Here is a 17,589-nt window from a genome sequence, read left to right on the forward strand (position 1 = left end):
TAAACGTATTCAAGATTGAGAATGATCAACACCGCGTTCACGTCCGCGGCGTAAGACAGGATCGTCCCGGCCCGGGGCCGGGGCGGTCCATTCCTCGGAGCATCCTCCAAGCGCGCAGGATCCTCCATCGGAGCACAGGGTACCCCCGCCCATGAACATGCCCGTCAAGCCGCCCGTCGCCGCTCTCGCCGACGCCCCGCTCTACGCCGCGGCGAAGAAGAACTATCCGCAGAGCGTCCACGGCCGCTTCCGCACCGTCAAATGGGTGCTGATGGCGGTGTTCCTGGGCATCTACTATCTGCTGCCCTTCGTGCGCTGGGACCGTGGCCCGAACTCGCCGAGCCAGGCCGTGCTGGTCGACCTGCCGAACCGGCGCTTCTACTTCTTCTTCATCGAGCTGTGGCCCCAGGAGGTGTACTACTTCACCGGCCTCCTGGTGATCGCCGCGATGGTGCTGTTCCTCCTGAACGCCGTCGCCGGCCGCGTCTGGTGCGGCTACGCCTGCCCGCAGACGGTGTGGACCGACCTGTTTTACGCGGTCGAGCGCTGGATCGAGGGCGACCGCCGCGAGCGCATGAAGAAGGACAAGGAGGGGCTGACGGCGCGCCGGGTCGGCGAGCTCGCCCTCAAGCACTCGATCTGGCTGGTCATCGCCTGGTGGACGGGCGGCGCCTGGGTGCTCTACTTCGCCGACGCCCCGACGCTGGTGAAGGATCTCGCCACCTTCCAGGCCCCGATGGTCGCCTATGCGGCGATCGGCATCCTCACCTTCACGACCTACACGCTCGCCGGCCATATGCGCGAGCAGGTCTGCATCTACATGTGCCCGTGGCCGCGCATCCAGGCGGCGCTGACCGACGAGTGGGCCCTCAACGTCACCTACCGCTACGACCGCGGCGAGCCGCGCACCTCGATCAAGAAGGCGGCGGAGCTGCGCGCGATCGGCGAGAAGGCCGGCGACTGCGTCGACTGCCTGCAATGCGTCGCCGTCTGCCCGACCGGCGTCGACATCCGCCACGGCGCGCAGCTCGGCTGCATCCAGTGCGGCCTGTGCATCGACGCCTGCGACAACGTCATGTCGAAGATCGGCCGGCCGACCGGCCTGATCGCCTACGACAACGACATCAATATCGGCCGGCGCATCGCCGGCGAGGCGCCGGTCTACCGCTTCGTGCGCGCCCGCACCGTCATCTACACCGGCATCATCGCGCTGGTCGGCGCCGTGATGCTCTACACGCTCTCCACCCGCACGCTGATCGACATCAACGTGCTGCACGACCGCAATCCCCTGTTCGTCAACCTGTCCGACGGCTCGGTCCGCAACGCCTACACGATCCGCTTCCTCAACAAGCGGTCCGATCTGCGCACAATCGAATTGTCCGCCTCCGGCGTGCCGATCCCGACCCTGCACGTGATCGGCGAGGAGCCGGCGAGCCGCACCATCGTGGCGGTCGGTCCCGACCAGACCCGTGAGGTGCGCGTGCTCGTCACGGTGCCGCCGGGCGCCCGCATCGGCGCGTCGAACCCGATCACCTTCACGGCGCGCGACGTCGACTCGGGCGACACCGCGACCGCGAACGACCACTTCTTCGGGCCGTGACGTCGGACGGGGGCATGGTCCGGAACGGACCATGCGGGGGCGAACCGTGACCGGGCGACCGTGACAGGACAGGGAGCGTCGCGCATGCAGACCGAGACCGCGGAGACCGAGACCGCGAGCCGGGGCCGGCCGCTGACCGGCCGGCGGGTGGCGATCTACATCCTCGCCTTCTTCGGCGTGGTGATCGGCGTCAACGGCGTGATGATGAAGCTCGCCGTCGACACGCTGCCCGGCACCGTGGTCGACAGCGCCTACCGGGCGAGCCTCGCCTACAACAAGGAGATCGCCGCCGCGCAGGCGCAGGCCTCGCGCGGCTGGCAGGTTGCCGCCCATGTCGAGCGCGTCGCCGAGCGCGACGGCGGTCACAAGGCGAGCGTCCGCATCGAGGCGCGCGACGCCGCCGACCGGCCGGTGAGCGGGCTCGTCGTCACGGCACGCCTCGCCCGGCCGACCGACCGGCGCGACGACCGCACCCTGGAGATCGCCGAGCGCGGCATCGGCATCTACCGCGGCGAGGCCGAGGACGTCGCCGCCGGCCAGTGGGATCTCGTCATCGAGGCGGCCCGCGGCGGCGACCGCGTCTACCTCTCGAAGAACCGCGTCGTGCTGCCGTAAGGAACGCGGCAGTTGCGACGGTCTCCGCTTCACCTCTCCCCGGCGGGGAGAGGTCGCCGCGCGTAGCGCGGCGGGTGAGGGGGTGCCGAGGCTGGTAATTGGCGCCGTAAACCCTCACCCCGGTCGCGAGCTCTGCTCGCGCCCGTCCCCTCTCCCTCAGGGAGAGGGTACCGGTGCCCGCGGCCGCGCCGAGTGCTCCAACGGACAGCCTCGGGCCGAGAGTCAGCGATGATCGAGACCCCCATGACCCAGCCCCCCGATCCCACCCGGCCCGACTTCACCCATTTCGTCGAAAAGCTCGACGACGGGTGCGTGCGGCTCGATCTCGCGGTCGAAGGCATGACCTGCGCGGCCTGCATGTTCGAGATCGAGGGCGGGCTCGCCGTGCTGCCCGGCGTCACGCAGGCGCGGGCCAACCTCACCAGCGGGCGCGTCGCCGTCGAGTGGCAGGAGACCGAGGGGGCCGAGCCCCTCGCGCCGGCCGCCATCGTCGGCCGACTCGCCGAGCTCGGCTACAAGGCCTATCCGTTCGACCGCCACCGGATGGAATCGGAAGAGCAACAGGAGGCGCGCTTCCTGCTGCGCTGCCTCGGCGTCGCCGCCTTCGCGGCCATGAACGTGATGCTGCTGTCGGTCTCTGTGTGGTCCGGCAACGTCACCGACATCACGCCCGAGCAGCGCGACTTCTTCCATTGGCTCTCGGCCCTGATCGCGCTGCCGGCGGTCGCCTATGCGGGCCAGCCGTTCTTCCGCTCGGCGACCCGCGCCCTGATGGCCGGCCGGCTCAACATGGACGTGCCGATCACGCTCGGCGTGCTGTTGGCGCTCGGCCTGTCGGTGTTCGAGACCCTGCATCACGCCGAGCACGCCTATTTCGACTCGGCCGTGATGCTGCTCACCTTCCTGCTGGCCGGTCGCTGGCTCGACCAGAACATGCGCCGCCGCACCCGCGCGGTCGCGGCGAACCTCGCCGCCCTGAAGGCCGAGACGGCGACAAAGTTCGTCGGCGACGGCGAGATCAGCGAGGTGCCGGTGGCGGCGATCAGGCCCGGCGACCTCGTGTTGGTGCGGCCGGGCGAGCGCATCGCGGTCGACGGCGAGGTCGAGGACGGTCGCTCCGAGATCGACCAGAGCCTCGTCACCGGCGAGACCGCGCATGTGACGGCGGAGCGCGGCACGCTCGTCTATGCCGGAACTCTGAACGTCAACGGCACGCTGCGCGTGCGGGTCGGCGCCGCCGACCGCGGCACCCTGCTCGACGAGGTGACGCGGCTCCTCGACCGCGCCGTCGAGGCGCGCTCGCGCTATGTGCGGCTGGCCGAGCGGGCGGCCCGACTCTACGCACCGGTCGTCCATCTCACCGCGCTCCTCACCGTGATCGGCTGGGTGCTGCTCGGCGCGAGCTGGCACTTCGCCATCGTCACGGCCGTGGCGGTGCTGATCATCACCTGCCCGTGCGCACTCGGCCTCGCGATTCCGGCCGTCCAGGTGGTCGCCTCGGGGGCGCTGTTCCGCAGCGGCGTGCTCTTGTCGTCCGGCGACGCCATCGAGCGGCTCGCCGCCGTCGACACCATCGTGCTCGACAAGACCGGGACGCTGACCCTGCCCGAGCCCGAGCTCGCCGATGCCGGCCGGGTTCCGCCGGAGACGCTGGCGCTCGCCGGCCGCCTGGCGCTGACCAGCCGCCATCCGCTCGCCGCGGCGATCGCCAAGGCCGCCGGCGCCACCGTGCCGCTCGACGGCGCGCACGAGGAGCCGGGGCAGGGGGTGAGCGCCGTGCTGGACGGCGACGCGCTGCGGCTCGGCCGGCCGTCCTGGTGCGGCGTCGAGGCGGAGGCGGCCCGCATCGCCGCCGCCGATCCGGAGGCCTCGGTGATCGCCTTCCGGCACGGCACCCGCACCGCCGTCTTCGCGGTCCGCCAGCGGCTGCGCGAGGATGCGACCGCGGTGCTGGCAGCGCTCCGGGCAAAAGGCTACGCGATCGAAATTCTCTCCGGCGACCGCGAGGCGGCCGTCACCCATGTGGCGCGCCAGCTCGGCGTCGCCACGGCGCGGGCCGGCGCGACCCCGGCCGACAAGATCGCCCATGTCGAGGCGCTGCGCGCGGCCGGGCACACGGTCCTGATGGTCGGCGACGGCATCAACGACGCGCCGGCGCTCGCCGCCGCGAACGTGTCGCTGTCGCCCGTTACGGCCGCCCATCTCACCCAGGCGGCGGCCGACGCCGTGTTCCTGGGCGACCGCCTGGCGCCGGTCGCGACGGCGCTGGCCGTGACGCGCCGGGCGCGACGGATCATGCACGAGAACCTGTGGCTCGCCGTGGTCTACAATGCCATCGCGGTGCCGATCGCGATCATGGGCTATGCGACCCCGCTGATCGCGGCGCTCGCCATGTCGGGCTCCTCGGTGCTGGTGATCCTCAACGCGCTGCGGGCGAAGGGGGACGCCGGCGAGGCGGTGGTCGGCGACCGCATCGAGGCGGCGCGTCCCGGAGGCGGGCCGGATCCGAAAACGCCGTCGAACGTCGTCGGGACGATCGGCGGCCGTGCGCCGGCACGGGCGCCGGTGCGGCAGACGATGGGCTAGAGCGGTGCTGTGGTGATGAATCGGCCCCGATGTCCGCTCGTCCCCGCGAAGGCGGGAATCCAGGGGCCGCGCAACATATGGCTCGGGATGCCCGCCGTCGCGGGCATGAGCGGCGTGTGGGGCGACTTCGGGGACATGCGCTCCGGGCCCGCGACGATCGCGCAGTGACGGGAGACGCGGCATGGAAGTCCTGGTCTATCTGGTGCCGCTCGCGCTGCTGCTCGGGCTCTCCGGGCTCGCCGCCTTCTTGTGGTCGCTGAAGTCCGGCCAGTACGACGACCTCGACGGCGCCGCCTGGCGCGCCATCAAGGACGACGACACCCTGCCGCCCGCCCCGCGCCGCCCGGAGTCCAAGCCGCCACCGCGGTGAGGGCCACGTTCGACGCCTGTCATCCCGGGGCGCGAACCGCAGCTTCGCGAGCCCGGGATCCGTGGTCCCGGTGCCGGTGGCTCACGACGGACTGGGCGTATGGATCCCGGGCTCGGCGCTTGCGCGCCGCCCCGGGACGACCGATGCCGCATTGGCGGACCTGATGGTCCGCGCCCCGGAATGACAGCGTCGAATCAGTCGATCTCCACCTCGGCCTCGATCTCGACCGCGATGCCGAACGGCAGCGCGGCGACGCCGATCGCCGAGCGGGCGTGCTGGCCGCGCTCCGGGCCGTAGACGGCGAGGATCAGGTCCGAGAAGCCGTTGATCACGGCCGGCATGGCCTGGAAGCCGGGCGCGCTCGACACCATGCCGAAGGCCCGCACCCAGGCGGTGACGCGGTCGAGGCTGCCCAGCTCGCGCTGCAGGCTCGTGAGGATCGACAGGCCGGTGAGGCGCGCCGCCTCGCGGGCGTCGTCGAGCGACACGCCGTCGCCGACCCGTCCGGGCTGCGCCCACAGGCGGCCGTCCGGCAGCACCGGTCCGTGGCCCGAGATCACGGCGCGGCGGCCGACGACGCGCACCGGCGCGAAGGGCAGCACGGTGCCGGGCGGCAGCGCCGGCGGCGGCGGCAGCACGAGCCCGAGCACCTGCAGCCGGGATTCGATCGACATCGTGAACAGATCCCTCCGCTCCCTGGAACAAAAATGCGCGGGCCGAGGGCCCGCGCAAGGTCGTCCAGGTCGAAACGTATCAGGTCGAAACGTATCAGGTCGAAACGTAAAAGATCGAAACGAATCGGGTCGAAACGGCTCGGCGTCCGGCGCCGAGCCGGCCGGATCACTCGGCCGCGATGGCGCTGTACGGCTTGCGCGGGAGCTCGAGGCGATCCCATACGTCGATCAGGGCCTCGGTGAGCGCCTGCATCAGGACGTCGTCGTGATAGGGCGACGGGGTGATGCGCAGCCGCTCGGTGCCGACCGGAACGGTCGGGTAGTTGATCGGCTGGATGTAGATGCCGTGCTCCTCGAGCAGGATGTCGGTGGCCTGCTTGCACTTCTCGGCGTCGCAGACCATCACGGGCACGATGTGGGTGTCGGTCGGCAGCACCGGCAGGCCGGCGGCCGAGAGGTCGGCCTTCAGCTTGGCGGCGCGCTCCTGCTGGCGCTCGCGCTCCCAGCTCGACTCCTTGAGGTGCTTGATCGCGGCGGTCGCGGCGGCGCAGATGCCGGGCGGCAGCGCCGTGGTGAAGATGAAGCCCGGCGCGAAGGAGCGCACGGCGTCGACCAGCTCCTTGGTGCCGGTGATGTAGCCGCCCAGGCAGCCGAACGCCTTGGCGAGCGTCGCCTCGATCACGTCGATGCGCGCCATCTCGCCCTGCTGCTCGGCCTGGCCGCCGCCGCGAGCGCCGTACATGCCGACCGCGTGGACCTCGTCGATATAGGTCATCGCGTTGTACTTCTCGGCGAGGTCGCAGATCTTGCCGATCGGGGAGACGTCGCCATCCATCGAGTACAGGCCCTCGAAGACGATCAGCTTGCAGCGCTCCTTGCCGGCCTTCTTGAGCAGGTCTTCGAGATGCTCGACGTCGTTGTGGCGCCACACCGCCTTGTCGGTGCCGGCGTTGCGCACGCCGGTGATCATCGAGTTGTGGTTCAGCGCGTCCGACAGGATCAGGCAGTTCGGCAGCAGCTTGGCGATCGTCGAGATGCCGGCGTCGTTGGAGACGTAGCCCGACGTGAAGACCAGGCCGGCCTCCTTGCCGTGCAGGTCCGCGAGCTCCTGCTCGAGCAGGACCAGAGGATGGTTGGTGCCGGCGATGTTGCGGGTGCCGCCCGCGCCGGTGCCCATGCGGGTCGCCGTCTCGACCAGGGCGCCGACCACCTTCGGGTGCTGGCCCATGCCGAGGTAATCGTTGGAGCACCACACGACGACGTCGCGCGGACCGTCGGGTGTGTGGTGGATGGCGTGCGGGTAGCGGCCGGCCAACCGCTCGAGATGGGCGAACACCCGATAACGACGCTCCTGGTGCAGGCGATTCAGGGCGTCGGCAAAATAAGTGTTGTATCCCATTAGCTTAAACTCCCCGATCACGGTCGGAACGCCGCGAGAGTAACATGTGGTGCGTAGAGTTGACAACGGCTGCTGTCACGTTGCCTTGACGATTGTCAATGGACGGATCGGGAACGGGCATGGATTTCGGCTCCCTCCGGGGGCAGGGTGGGGGTGGACCGGTCGCGCGCCGGGACGGCGACTGTCGCCGGGTCGTTTTGGAATTGTCCTAGACGGAGATCAATCATCTTGAAAGTCCGTGTGACTCCGCGGTGACGCGCCGCGTGCCGCAGGCGCTCGCGGTTGCTGCGCCGACGGTTGCCGCTTGTGGCCGCGACGCGCCCGGACTATGGGTGTGCCCTGCCGGCAGAGCGGTGTCGGGCGGGGCCCTGTGATTTTGCTCAAGTCGTTGCAAACATGACGTCATTCGTCTCGGATCTGGTCGAGCGGGCGCGTCTCGCGGCGCGCGCTCTGGCCGATTACGGCGAGAATCTCGTCCGCCCGACGGTGCGGATCGGGGTCACGGGCCTGTCGCGCGCCGGCAAGACCGTGTTCATCACGGCGCTGGTGCACGGGCTCGCCCGCGGCGGCCGCTTCCCGGTGTTCACGCCGCTCGCCGACGACACGGTGCTGCGCGCCTATCTGGCGCCGCAGCCCGACGACGCGGTGCCGCGCTTCGAGTACGAGAGCCACGTCCGGGCCCTGGTCACGGACCGGGTGTGGCCGGAATCGACCCGTCAGATCAGCGAGTTGCGGGTCGTCATCGAGTACCGGGGCAAGGACGGCCAGACCAAGACCCTCACCCTCGACATCGTCGACTATCCGGGCGAGTGGCTCTTGGATCTGCCGCTGCTCGACAAGACCTACGAGCAGTGGGCCAAGGAGAGCTTGGCGCTGTCGCACAGCGGGCCGCGCGCCATGCTGGCCGCCTCCTGGCACGCCTTCAACGCGACGCTCGATCCCGACGCGCCGGCCGACGAGCAGGCCGCCATCACGGCCTCGCAGCTGTTCACCGACTATTTACGCAGCTGCCGCGACGAGCGGTGGGCGCTGAGCCTGCTGCCGCCCGGGCGCTTCCTGCTGCCGGGCGATCTCGCCGGCTCGCCGGCCCTCACCTTCGCGCCGCTGGCGCTGCCGGCCGAGGCGGGGCCGCACGAGGGCTCCCTGTGGGCGATGATGAAGCGCCGCTACGACGCCTACAAGGACATCGTCGTGAAGCCGTTCTTCCGCGATCATTTCGCGCGGCTCGACCGGCAGATCGTCCTGGTCGACGTGCTCGCCGCCCTGAACGCCGGGCCGGCGGCGGTGCGCGACCTCGAATTCGCGCTGGCCTCCATCCTCGATTGCTTCCAGGTCGGCCGCCGGACGCTGCTCAGCAGCCTGATCAGCCCGCGGGTCGACAAGGTGCTGTTCGGCGCCACCAAGGCCGACCACCTCAACCAGGTCAGCCACGACCGGCTGGAGGCGATTCTCCACCGGATGATCGAGCGCGCCGCGAGCCGTGCCCTCTATGCCGGGGCCGAGACCGACGTGGTGGCGCTCGCCGCCGTCAGGGCGACCCGCGAGGCGCGGGTGCGCTCCAACGGCGACGAGCTGCCGGCGATCGTCGGCGTGCCGCAGGCGGGCGAGCGCGCCGCCGGCCATCTGTTCGACGGCGAGCGCGAGATCGCGCTGTTCCCGGGCGACCTGCCGTCCGACCCCGAGCGGGTGTTCGACCTCGGCCGCACCGGCTATCAGGGCCTCACGGCGGGCTCGCACGACGACGCGGAATTCCGCTTCCTGCGCTTCCGGCCGCCGCGGATCGAGCGTACCGTGGACGGACTGCCGACTCTGCCCCATATCCGCCTGGACCGCGTGCTGCAGTTTCTCATCGGAGATCGATTTCAATGAGCAGCCCCGCCGAATCCCGCCGTCCCGCCGCGTTCAGTGTCGACGATCCCAACGTGCTGATCGGGCCGGCCCCGGCCGTCGAGCCACCGCGCCGGGCGATGGCGCGCGAGCCGCTGCGGGAGGCGCCGCGGCGTCCGGTCGCGGTGGCGAGCGTCGTGGTGCCGCCGATCGCCGAGACGCCGGCGACGGTTCCGGCCGCCGCGGTCGCGGCCGCCGCCACCACGGTGGTGGCCGAGCAGGATCTTCCGCGCGGCGCCGTCGCGGGCCGCCAGGTGCCGTGGGGCCTGCTGTTCTGGAGCTCGGCCGGCGGTCTCGTGGTGCTCGGCATGGCGCTGTCGGTGATCGACCTGGTCGCCGATCTCTACGGCCGCTCCGGCTGGCTCGGCACGCTCGGCCTGGTGCTGGCGGCGGTCGCGGCCGTCGCCTTCGTGGTGGTGGCCGGGCGCGAGGCGTCGGGCCTCCTGCGCCTCAAGGCGATCGACCAGGCGCGCGACCGCGCCACGGCGGCGATCGAAACCGACGACCGCGCCACCGGCCAGGCCGCCGTCACCGAGCTGCTCGCCGTCACCCGCGGCATGCCGGCGCTGGCCAGCGCCCGCATGCGGGTGCAGTTCCACCTCGCCGAGATCATCGACGGCCGCGACGTGGTCCATCTGGCCGAGCGCGAGCTGCTCGCCTCGCTCGACGAGGAGGCCGCGCGGCTCGTCACCAATGCGGCCAAGCGCGTCTCGGTCGTCACCGCGGTGAGCCCGCGCGCCGCCATCGACATGCTGTTCGTGCTGGTCACGGCGCTCGGGCTGGTGCGCAAGCTGGCGCTGCTCTACGGCGGCCGGCCCGGCGCACTCGGCATGGTGCGGCTGATGCGCCATGTGGTCACCCATCTGGCCCTCACGGGCGGGCTGTCGGTCGGCGACGGCGTCGTCCAGCAGATGATCGGCCAGGGGCTCGCCGCCAAGGTGTCGGCCAAGCTCGGCGAGGGCGTGCTCAACGGCCTGCTCACCGCCCGGCTCGGCCTCGCCGCGATCGACGTGACGCGGCCGCTGCCGTTCTCGGCGCTCAAGCGCCCGACCCTGCAGGATCTCGCCGGCGGGCTCCTGAAAGGCTCCGAGAAGGGCGACGCGGTGCCGACCGGCGCCGTGCCGCGGGCCGCGACGGCGGACTGATCCACATCTTCGCCCCACGAGCGAGCCCGGCCACCCGGCCGGGTCGCTGCCTCGTGCCTCGCCCCCGCGTCGCGCCGGCATTGCGGAACCTTTGAAGATGCGCCGCGTTGGTGCAGCACGTTTCGCCGCGCCGTTCCGCTCTTTCCCGTCCCTCCGTTCGGTGCGCCCGGCTCGTGGAGTCCTGATCGATGGTACGCGCCCGGCGCGGGACGCTGCGATTGCTCCGTGCCCTGATGGTCGGCGCCGTCGTCGTTCCGGCCACGCTGCTCGCCTATGTGGCGTGGGTCTCGTGGGGCTCGATCGTCCAGCTCACCGATGACCGCCTGGTCCGCTCGCTCGACGTGCTGCACGAGCAGGCCCTCAAGGTGCTCACCACCGGCAACCTCGTGCTCGACGAGATCGTCGAGTCGGTCGAGAGCGCCACCGCCGAGCGGATCGCCGCGCGCGAGGGCGAACTGCATCGCCGCCTCAAGCGCGTCGCCGACCTCCTGCCGCAGGTGCAGTCCATCTGGGTGATCGACCGCGACGGCTACGCCCTCGCCAACAGCTACTTCGTTCCGGCGCCGCGCGGCGCCTCGCTCGCCGACCGCGACTTCTTCCGTGCCCAGGTCGAGCGCGACGCCGGCACCTATGTGAGCAGCGTGTTCACGCCGCGACTGATCGAGGGACCGTCCTTCTTCAGCATGAGCCGCCGCCTGAACGGCCCGGACGGCTCGTTCCAGGGCGTCGCCAGCGTGTCGATGCTGCCGGGCGACTTCGAGAAGTTCTATCGCGAGATCGCCCGCGGGTCGGGCGAGGTCTTCGCGCTGATGCGCCAGGACGGCGCCTTCCTGGCGCGCTGGCCGGCGAGCCCGGCGGGCGATGCGCCGCTGCCGCCCGGCAGCCTGTTCTTCGGCGAGATCACCCGCGCCCCGCAGCGCGGCCTTTATTCCGGCGTCTCCGGGATCGACGGGGTCGCGCGTCGCGTCGGTTATCGTCGCGTCGACGGATTCCCGGTCTATGTCGTCGCCTCGGTCGAGGCCGCGACGATCCGCAGCGAATGGCTCGCCGGCCTGCGCGGCCATCTCGTGTTCGGGCTGCCCGCGACGCTGCTGCTCCTGTGGGTGCTGTGGGTGGCGCATCAGCGCACGGCCTCGCTCTACGCCGAGGCGCTGCGGCGCGAGGCGGCCGAGACGGCGCTGCGCCAGGCGCAGCGGCTCGAGGCGGTCGGCCGGCTCACCGGCGGCGTCGCCCACGACTTCAACAATCTCCTGATGGTGATCTCCGGCAGCGCCGACCGGCTGCGCCGCCTGATCGATGGCGAGAAGGAGAGCCGGCTGGTCGAGATGATCACGACCGCGGCGAAACGCGGCGAGACGCTGACCCGCCAGCTCCTGTCGTTCTCGCGCCAGCAGGCGGTGAGTCCGCAGAGCATCGATCTCGCGCAGCGCATGCCCGAGCTCTCGGAGCTGATCCGCCGCTCGCTCGCCGACGACGTCGAGGTGACGATCGACGTTCCGGGCCGCGTCTGCCCGGTCAAGGTCGATCCGAGCGAGTTCGAGGTCGCCGTCCTCAACATCTGTGTCAACGCGCGCGACGCCATGCCGAAGGGCGGGCGCCTCCTGGTGCGGGTGCGCGACGCGGTGCTCGACGAGGACGGCGAGAACGCGCTCGTCGGGGCCTTCGTGTCCCTGTCCTTCACCGACACCGGGACGGGGATTCCGGAGGATCTGCTGCCGCGCGTCTTCGAGCCGTTCTTCACCACCAAGGAGACGGCCAAGGGCACCGGCCTCGGGCTGAGCCAGGTGTACGGCTTCGCCCGCCAGGCCGGCGGCGACGTGCGCATCGCGAGCCGGGTCGGCGAGGGCACCACGGTGACGCTGTGGCTGCCCTGGGTCGCCTTCGAGCCGTCCGCGGTGGCGGAGCCGTCGCCCGCGCCCGCGGCGCGGCCGACCGAGCGCCGGACCGTGATGGTGGTCGAGGACAACCGCTTGGTCGCCGACGTCTGCAGCGCCTATCTGGAGCAGCTCGGCTACGACGTCAGGCTCGCGGCGTCGCCGCGCGAGGCGCTCGCGGTGCTGCGCGGCGAGCATCGCGTCGATCTGGTGCTGTCCGACATCCTGATGCCGGGCGGCATGAGCGGCTTCGATCTGGCGCGCGATCTGCGGGCGCTCGCCCCCGGCCTGCCCGTGGTGCTGATGACCGGCTTCAGCGACCGCGCCGGCGAGGTCGCGCGCGACGGCTTCCCGGTGCTGCGCAAGCCCTTCGACATCGCCCAGCTGGAGCGCGAGCTCGCCGCCGCGCTCGCCCGCCGCGACGGCTCCGCGGCGGCGTGAGCTCGTCGGGATTGGGCGGATCGGCGTGGCGCCGGCGCCGTGCGTTCCTCCGTGCGACGACGGCGCGCGGCGTGCCGACGTCGCACGGAGCCTTTCGCCTAATGCAGCCCGCCGGTGACGTGCAGGGTCTCGCCGGTGATGTAGGAGGCGCCGTCCGAGGCGAGGAAGGCGACCGCGGCGGCGATCTCGGAGGCCTCGCCGACGCGGCCGAGCGGGGTGATCGCCTCGACCTGCCGGCGCAGCTCACCGGCGTCGAAGCCCGCGGCCTTGACGCCTTCGGTGACGACCATGCCCGGATTGACGGCGTTGACGCGGATCTTGCGCGGCGCCAGCTCCTTGGCCAGCACGTCGGTGATGAGGTCGACCGCCGCCTTGGTGGCGCCGTACACGGCGGTATTCGGAAAGGCCAGGGTCGACGCGCCGGACGAGATGTTGACGATGCTGCCGCCGTCGTTGAAATGCCGGGCCGCCGCCTGCGTCACCATGAGCAGGCCGAGCACGTTGAGATCGAACTGACGGTGGAAATGCTCCGGCGTGATCGCCTCGAGCGGCAGCATCTCGTAGACGCCGGCATTGTTGACCAGCACGTCGATCCGGCCGAGCGCCGCGACCGTCTGGTCGACGACCGCCTTGGCCGTCTGCGGATCGGCGAGATCGCCGCCGATCGCGACCGCCGTACCGCCGGCGGCCGTGATCTTGCCGACCACGGCCTCGGCGCCGGCCCGGCTGGTCGCGTAGTTGACGGCGACCGCGGCGCCCTGGGATGCCAGTTCGAGCGCGATCGCGGCGCCGATGCCCTTCGATGCGCCGGTCACCAGCGCCACCTTGCCTTGCAGAGTCTTGGTCAAGATCGTCGTTCCTCGTCTATTTCATACGCTCGATCCGTATGACGGAATTCCGGAAATATGGAACTATTGAACGAGGTCAAGAGGGCATCTATATTTTTTCGATGGTGCAGTTCGTTCACCCCGCACGCGACGACATCACGCTGGCCGGCATCCTCGCCGCGCTCGCCGACCCGATGCGGCTGCGCATCGTCAAGGCGCTGCTGGAGGACGGTGACCGCCTGTCCTGCGCGGCGGCGGCGCCGTGCCCGGAGATCCCGAAGTCGACGCTGTCGAATCATTTCCGCGTGCTGCGCGAGGCCGGGCTGATCCACACCGCCAAGAAGGGCGTCGCGCACCACAACACCGTGCGCGAAGCCGACATCGATGCGCGGTTTCCGGGGCTCCTGAAGGCGATTTTGCAGCACGCGGGGGAGTAGGGCGCTTCGTTCGGTCCTCGCGCGGGCGGGCGAAGCGCACCGGGAGGAGCATCACCCCCGCTTGCGCTCGTCCGGGCCGGTGGCGACCGGGCGCGACGGCTCCGCGGTCCATTCCGACATCGAGCCGTCGTAGAGCGACACGTCGGGCCAGCCGAGAATCTCCGACAGGACGAACCACGGGGTCGCCGCCTGGTGGCCGGTGTTGCAATAGGTGACGACGGGCGCCCTCGGCAGCGCCGAGACCAGGGCCTCGAGCGTCGGCTTGTCCTTCAGCCGGCCGGTCGCGGCATCCCACAGGGTCGTGTGGTCGAGCCGGAAGGCGCCCGGCAGCCGCCCCGGCACGCGCGCCTGCGGGCTCTGCGAGCGGCCTTCGAAGAAGGAGAGCGCCCGGGTGTCGAGCAGCACGGCGTCGTCGGTGGCGAGCGCCCGCACGACGCGCGGAATCTCGGCGCGCGGGCCGGACGCGATCACGACCGGGTAGGGTTGCGCCTGCGGCCGCTTGCTCGGGCCGCCGACCATCGGCCGCGCCGGGTCCGCCGTCCACGCCGCCATGCCGCCGTCGAGGATGGTGACGCCCGCGTGGCCGGCCATGCGCAGCGTCCAGTAGACGCGCGCCGCGGCGGCGAAGTCGCCGGCCGAGGTGCCGGCGGCGATCACCACGGCGGTCTGCTCGGGCGTCAGGCCGATGCCGCCGAGGAGGGTGGCGAGCGCCTCGGGCTCCGGCAGCAGGCCGGTCGCCATCCCGATGGTGGCGCGCCAGCCGTCCTCGACATAGTCCGAATGCACGGCGCCCGGGATGTGCGCGGTCAGGTAGGCGCCGCGGCCGCCGCCGTCGACCACCGAGCGGATGTCGATCAGCCGCAGCGCCGGATCGCCGAGCCTTTGGGCGAGCCAGTCGGCGGAGACGAGCGGCGGGACGGTGTCGGTCGCAGCAGCTTCGGGGGCGGGCATGGGGCACTCCTGGGCGGGAGCGCGTTATAGCACCGCGAGCGGCGCTGTCCCTATCGCCCCGGGCCGATCCATCGCTCCTCTCGGTGAGGAGCACACCTGGCGCATGCGCCAGGTGTGCGTCTCGAACCATGAGGTCGCCGGCATCGTGCCCGCCCTCGCCCTTCGCGACGCGGCGTTCGGCCGCTTCTGAGAGCGAGGGCGGAGACGATCAAGCGCTGTCCGCCCCGATCACACCGAGAAGTCGCCGGCCCGCGGGGTCGCGCGCTGGCGCGGGATGCGCACGCCGCGGCGCTGCATGTCCTTGAGGATCACGTACATCTGCGCCGCCGTCAGGGCGTCGTTGAAGGCGTCGTGCTGGGGCAGCATCGCGAGGTCGAGATCGGCCGCGATCGCGGCGTAGCGCAGGTCGATCTCGGTGCCGGGCGGCGCCTTGCCGTACTTGCGCTCGTAATAGAGCTCGGAGACGTCGATCTGACGGTTCGGCAGGTTGATGTTGAGCATGCCGAACAGGTACTTGTTGATCATCCGCACGTCGAACGACACCCAGTAGCCGACCAGCGGGCGGCTGCCGATGAAACGCAGGAACTCCGGCATCACCTCGCGGATGGTGCGGCCCTCCTTCACGTCGGCCTCGCGCAGCTGGTGCACCTTGATGGCCGACACCTCCATGGCGGCGCCCGGTCGGATCAGCGCCCGGAACGTCTCGCTGGTCAGGATCCGGTTGCCGCGGATCTTGATCGCCGCGATGCTGATCACGTCGTCGGCCAGGATGTCGAAGCCCGAGGTCTCGCAGTCGAACGACACCACCTCGCCGGTGTCGTCCTGGTCGAACAGGAACGCATAGGCGTCGTCGGCCAGCAGCATCCGGTCGAACAGCGCGCGGCTGCGGCGGAGGATCTCGGAGCGCATCAGAACACGCTCAGATGGTAGCGGTTGCGGATGATCTCGCGGAAGCGCTTGACCACGCGCAGCGCGTCGCGCAGGAGGTCGCGGTCGCGCGTCGTCAGCTCGCCGAGCTTGACGATCGACTCGCGCTCGCGCTTGCCGGTCGCCATGGCGGCGAGCTGCGAGCGCAGCCTGATCTCCATGAAGTAGGACAGCGCACTGGTCAGCTCGCGGCCGAAATCGGCGCCGAACAGGCCGGCCTCGGCGAGCGCCGCGATGCGATCGGCCGTCGGCACCTCGCGGATGCCCTGGTCGATGGCGAGCGTGCGCACCCCGTGCACGATCGGGAAGGTGCCGGATTTCTTCACGTCGATCTCGTCCGAGCCGACCCCGACCGAGGCCATGAACGAGGTCAGCATGCCGGCGCTCGCCCCGGCGAACAGGTCGATGGCGCGGGCGAAGCGGGCCAGATACGCGGTCTCGCCGCGCATCAGATCGACCATGGTCGACTTGGCGCGATCGAGCAGGTCGTGGTGCCCGGTGACCGAGACGGCGTCGAAGAAGATGCCGAGATTCATCGGCCCGTCCTCGGCCGGCGAGCGCACCCAGCCCTCGATCTGGACGAGGAAGTCGTCGATCGGCTGCGACCAGCGCGGATTCCTCACCATCACGTCGCCCGGGCAGGGCGGAAAGCCGAAGCTCTCCAGCGCGCCCGAGAAGGCGGAGCGGAACGCGGCGAGGTCGGCTTCCGGCACCGGCTTCGCCAGCAGGATGCCGTTGTCCTGGTCGGTGCGCACCGTCTGCTCGCCGCGCCCCTCCGAGCCCATCACCAGCAGGCAGCCGTTCTCGCGGATCGAGGGCGGTGCCACCATGTCGAACAGCTTGGCGAACAGGCGGCGGTTGAGGTCCGACGTGATCTGTGCGATCACCTCGACACGGGCGCCCTGGCGATGCAGGCGCTCGACCTGGCTCTGGATGTCGAGCGCGCAGGCCTTGAGATCGGCCGGCGCCTTGGCCTGGTCGATCTGGCCCGGGATGAGCTGCGGATTGCCGGCGACGAGTCCGAGAATGTCGATGTCCTCGAGCACGCCGATGTAGTCGCTGCCGGAGCGGATCGCGAGGCGGCGCTTGTTGTGGCGCGTCATCGCGATCACGGCGGCGAAGATGAAGTCGTCGGCGTCGATCGACACGACGTCGAAGTGGCAGACCTCGCGCACCGGCGCCTCCAGCGGCTTGCGGTCGACCACGAAGGCCTTGGCGAGGTTGGCGCCCGTGACGATGCCGGTGCGCGCTCCGTCGCGCACGAACAGCGTGTTGTTGTTGCGCTCCTGCATGAGCTGGCCGGCGTCGTGCAGGCTGGTCGACCCGTCGACGAAGATCGCCGCGTGGTAGCGCACGTCGCGCACATGGGCGCGCAGCGCCGAATCGACGCCGGTGCGGTCGCGCCGGTCGTAGGAGCGCAGCTTTCGAGATATTTCCGAGTAGAAGAACGCGGCGAAGCCGGGATTGCGGGAGATCAGATCCTGCACCACGGCCTTGGGAAGCAGATAACAGAGCGTCTCCTCGGCGGCCACGAAGGTGGTGCCGGCCGGCCCGTGCACCAGCGAGCGGGCGTCGAACGTGTCCTTCGGCCCGAGGCTCGATTCGACCGTGTCGCCGTCGCGCTCCTCGACCCGGCCCTTGATGACGACGTGCAGATGCTCGGAGCGCTGGCCCGCCGGAATGATGCTCTCGCCGGGGGCGAAATAGCCGATGTCGATCGCCGCGCGCAGCGTGCCGATCTCGTCGTGACTCAACCGGTCGAAGGGAGGATTCTGGGCGTCGAAGGCTTGCGGCATGCGTCACCGGCAACGGTCACCCGGAACAACGGTCCCCGAAACCGAGCGGCCGACCGGCAC

At 70.8% G+C, this 17,589-nt stretch carries 14 protein-coding genes; 8 read left to right on the forward strand and 6 right to left on the reverse strand.

From position 1 onward, the window contains the following. Positions 1–151: 151 nt before the first annotated feature. From ccoG to ccoS, 4 genes are all read left to right on the forward strand, one after another. The gene (ccoG, locus tag ACFSOX_RS09665; RefSeq protein ID WP_378477600.1) at positions 152–1,600 is read left to right on the forward strand and encodes a cytochrome c oxidase accessory protein CcoG; all 1,449 of its coding nucleotides are present in this window, start codon (positions 152–154) and stop codon (positions 1,598–1,600) included. A gap of 84 nt (positions 1,601–1,684) precedes the next feature. Beyond that, a complete protein-coding gene (locus ACFSOX_RS09670) occupies positions 1,685–2,215 on the forward strand; it encodes a FixH family protein (RefSeq protein WP_378477601.1) in 531 nt (176 codons plus the stop codon). A gap of 243 nt (positions 2,216–2,458) precedes the next feature. Then, positions 2,459–4,801, forward strand: a complete 2,343-nt coding sequence (locus ACFSOX_RS09675) for a heavy metal translocating P-type ATPase (protein ID WP_378477602.1) — start codon at positions 2,459–2,461, stop codon at positions 4,799–4,801. A 181-nt stretch (positions 4,802–4,982) separates the two neighbouring features. Next, complete coding sequence (ccoS, locus tag ACFSOX_RS09680; RefSeq protein WP_378477603.1) at positions 4,983–5,171, forward strand: cbb3-type cytochrome oxidase assembly protein CcoS; 189 nt, start codon at positions 4,983–4,985, stop codon at positions 5,169–5,171. A 194-nt stretch (positions 5,172–5,365) separates the two neighbouring features. Here the strand turns inward: ccoS and ACFSOX_RS09685 are convergent, their stop codons facing one another. Further along, the gene (locus ACFSOX_RS09685) at positions 5,366–5,845 is read right to left on the reverse strand and encodes a RidA family protein (RefSeq protein ID WP_378477604.1); all 480 of its coding nucleotides are present in this window, start codon (positions 5,843–5,845) and stop codon (positions 5,366–5,368) included. 166 nt (positions 5,846–6,011) lie between these two features. Then, entirely contained in the window at positions 6,012–7,244 is a 1,233-nt protein-coding gene (gene hemA / locus ACFSOX_RS09690) for a 5-aminolevulinate synthase (RefSeq protein ID WP_378477605.1), read from the reverse strand. A gap of 396 nt (positions 7,245–7,640) precedes the next feature. Between hemA and ACFSOX_RS09695 the strand changes: the two genes are divergently transcribed. The 3 genes from ACFSOX_RS09695 (at position 7,641) to ACFSOX_RS09705 (ending at position 12,591) form a co-directional block, all read left to right on the forward strand. Further along, positions 7,641–9,113 (forward strand): YcjX family GTP-binding protein, encoded by a 1,473-nt coding sequence (locus ACFSOX_RS09695; protein WP_378477606.1) that lies wholly within the window; start codon positions 7,641–7,643, stop codon positions 9,111–9,113. Further along, complete coding sequence (locus ACFSOX_RS09700; protein WP_378477607.1) at positions 9,110–10,276, forward strand: YcjF family protein; 1,167 nt, start codon at positions 9,110–9,112, stop codon at positions 10,274–10,276. Before ACFSOX_RS09695 ends, ACFSOX_RS09700 begins: the two co-directional genes overlap by 4 nt. 218 nt (positions 10,277–10,494) lie before the next feature. Next, positions 10,495–12,591, forward strand: a complete 2,097-nt coding sequence (locus ACFSOX_RS09705; protein WP_378477608.1) for an ATP-binding protein — start codon at positions 10,495–10,497, stop codon at positions 12,589–12,591. 98 nt (positions 12,592–12,689) lie between these two features. Here the strand turns inward: ACFSOX_RS09705 and ACFSOX_RS09710 are convergent, their stop codons facing one another. After that, positions 12,690–13,439: an SDR family NAD(P)-dependent oxidoreductase gene (locus tag ACFSOX_RS09710; protein WP_378477609.1), complete on the reverse strand. Its 750-nt coding sequence runs from the start codon at positions 13,437–13,439 to the stop codon at positions 12,690–12,692. Positions 13,440–13,540: 101 nt separating this feature from the next. Between ACFSOX_RS09710 and ACFSOX_RS09715 the strand changes: the two genes are divergently transcribed. Next, positions 13,541–13,855 (forward strand): ArsR/SmtB family transcription factor, encoded by a 315-nt coding sequence (locus tag ACFSOX_RS09715; RefSeq protein ID WP_378477610.1) that lies wholly within the window; start codon positions 13,541–13,543, stop codon positions 13,853–13,855. A 51-nt stretch (positions 13,856–13,906) separates the two neighbouring features. Here ACFSOX_RS09715 and ACFSOX_RS09720 read toward each other — a convergent pair whose 3' ends face one another. The 3 genes from ACFSOX_RS09720 to ACFSOX_RS09730 all read right to left on the reverse strand — a co-directional run bounded on the left by ACFSOX_RS09720 (position 13,907) and on the right by ACFSOX_RS09730 (position 17,529). Further along, positions 13,907–14,806 carry a sulfurtransferase gene (locus ACFSOX_RS09720; RefSeq protein WP_378477611.1) on the reverse strand — a complete coding sequence of 300 codons (900 nt, stop codon included), beginning with the start codon at positions 14,804–14,806 and terminating at the stop codon, positions 13,907–13,909. A gap of 228 nt (positions 14,807–15,034) precedes the next feature. Continuing rightward, positions 15,035–15,715 carry a 3'-5' exonuclease gene (locus ACFSOX_RS09725; protein ID WP_378477612.1) on the reverse strand — a complete coding sequence of 227 codons (681 nt, stop codon included), beginning with the start codon at positions 15,713–15,715 and terminating at the stop codon, positions 15,035–15,037. After that, positions 15,715–17,529, reverse strand: coding sequence for a DUF294 nucleotidyltransferase-like domain-containing protein (locus tag ACFSOX_RS09730; RefSeq protein WP_378477613.1), 1,815 nt, complete (start codon positions 17,527–17,529; stop codon positions 15,715–15,717). Before ACFSOX_RS09730 ends, ACFSOX_RS09725 begins: the two co-directional genes overlap by 1 nt. Positions 17,530–17,589 lie beyond the last annotated feature (60 nt).

This window comes from Rhodoplanes azumiensis (genome assembly GCF_042682915.1).
Lineage (GTDB): Bacteria > Pseudomonadota > Alphaproteobacteria > Rhizobiales > Xanthobacteraceae > Rhodoplanes > Rhodoplanes azumiensis.

Coding starts and splice junctions, on each gene's coding strand:
- ACFSOX_RS09730 (WP_378477613.1), bottom strand. CDS start 17,529: ATGCCGCAAGCCTTCGACGCCCAGAATCCTCCCTTCGACCGGTTGAGT.
- ACFSOX_RS09725 (WP_378477612.1), bottom strand. CDS start 15,715: ATGCGCTCCGAGATCCTCCGCCGCAGCCGCGCGCTGTTCGACCGGATG.
- ACFSOX_RS09695 (WP_378477606.1), top strand. CDS start 7,641: ATGACGTCATTCGTCTCGGATCTGGTCGAGCGGGCGCGTCTCGCGGCG.
- ccoG (WP_378477600.1), top strand. CDS start 152: ATGAACATGCCCGTCAAGCCGCCCGTCGCCGCTCTCGCCGACGCCCCG.
- ACFSOX_RS09675 (WP_378477602.1), top strand. CDS start 2,459: ATGACCCAGCCCCCCGATCCCACCCGGCCCGACTTCACCCATTTCGTC.
- ACFSOX_RS09720 (WP_378477611.1), bottom strand. CDS start 14,806: ATGCCCGCCCCCGAAGCTGCTGCGACCGACACCGTCCCGCCGCTCGTC.
- ACFSOX_RS09685 (WP_378477604.1), bottom strand. CDS start 5,845: ATGTCGATCGAATCCCGGCTGCAGGTGCTCGGGCTCGTGCTGCCGCCG.
- ACFSOX_RS09700 (WP_378477607.1), top strand. CDS start 9,110: ATGAGCAGCCCCGCCGAATCCCGCCGTCCCGCCGCGTTCAGTGTCGAC.
- ccoS (WP_378477603.1), top strand. CDS start 4,983: ATGGAAGTCCTGGTCTATCTGGTGCCGCTCGCGCTGCTGCTCGGGCTC.
- hemA (WP_378477605.1), bottom strand. CDS start 7,244: ATGGGATACAACACTTATTTTGCCGACGCCCTGAATCGCCTGCACCAG.
- ACFSOX_RS09670 (WP_378477601.1), top strand. CDS start 1,685: ATGCAGACCGAGACCGCGGAGACCGAGACCGCGAGCCGGGGCCGGCCG.
- ACFSOX_RS09715 (WP_378477610.1), top strand. CDS start 13,541: ATGGTGCAGTTCGTTCACCCCGCACGCGACGACATCACGCTGGCCGGC.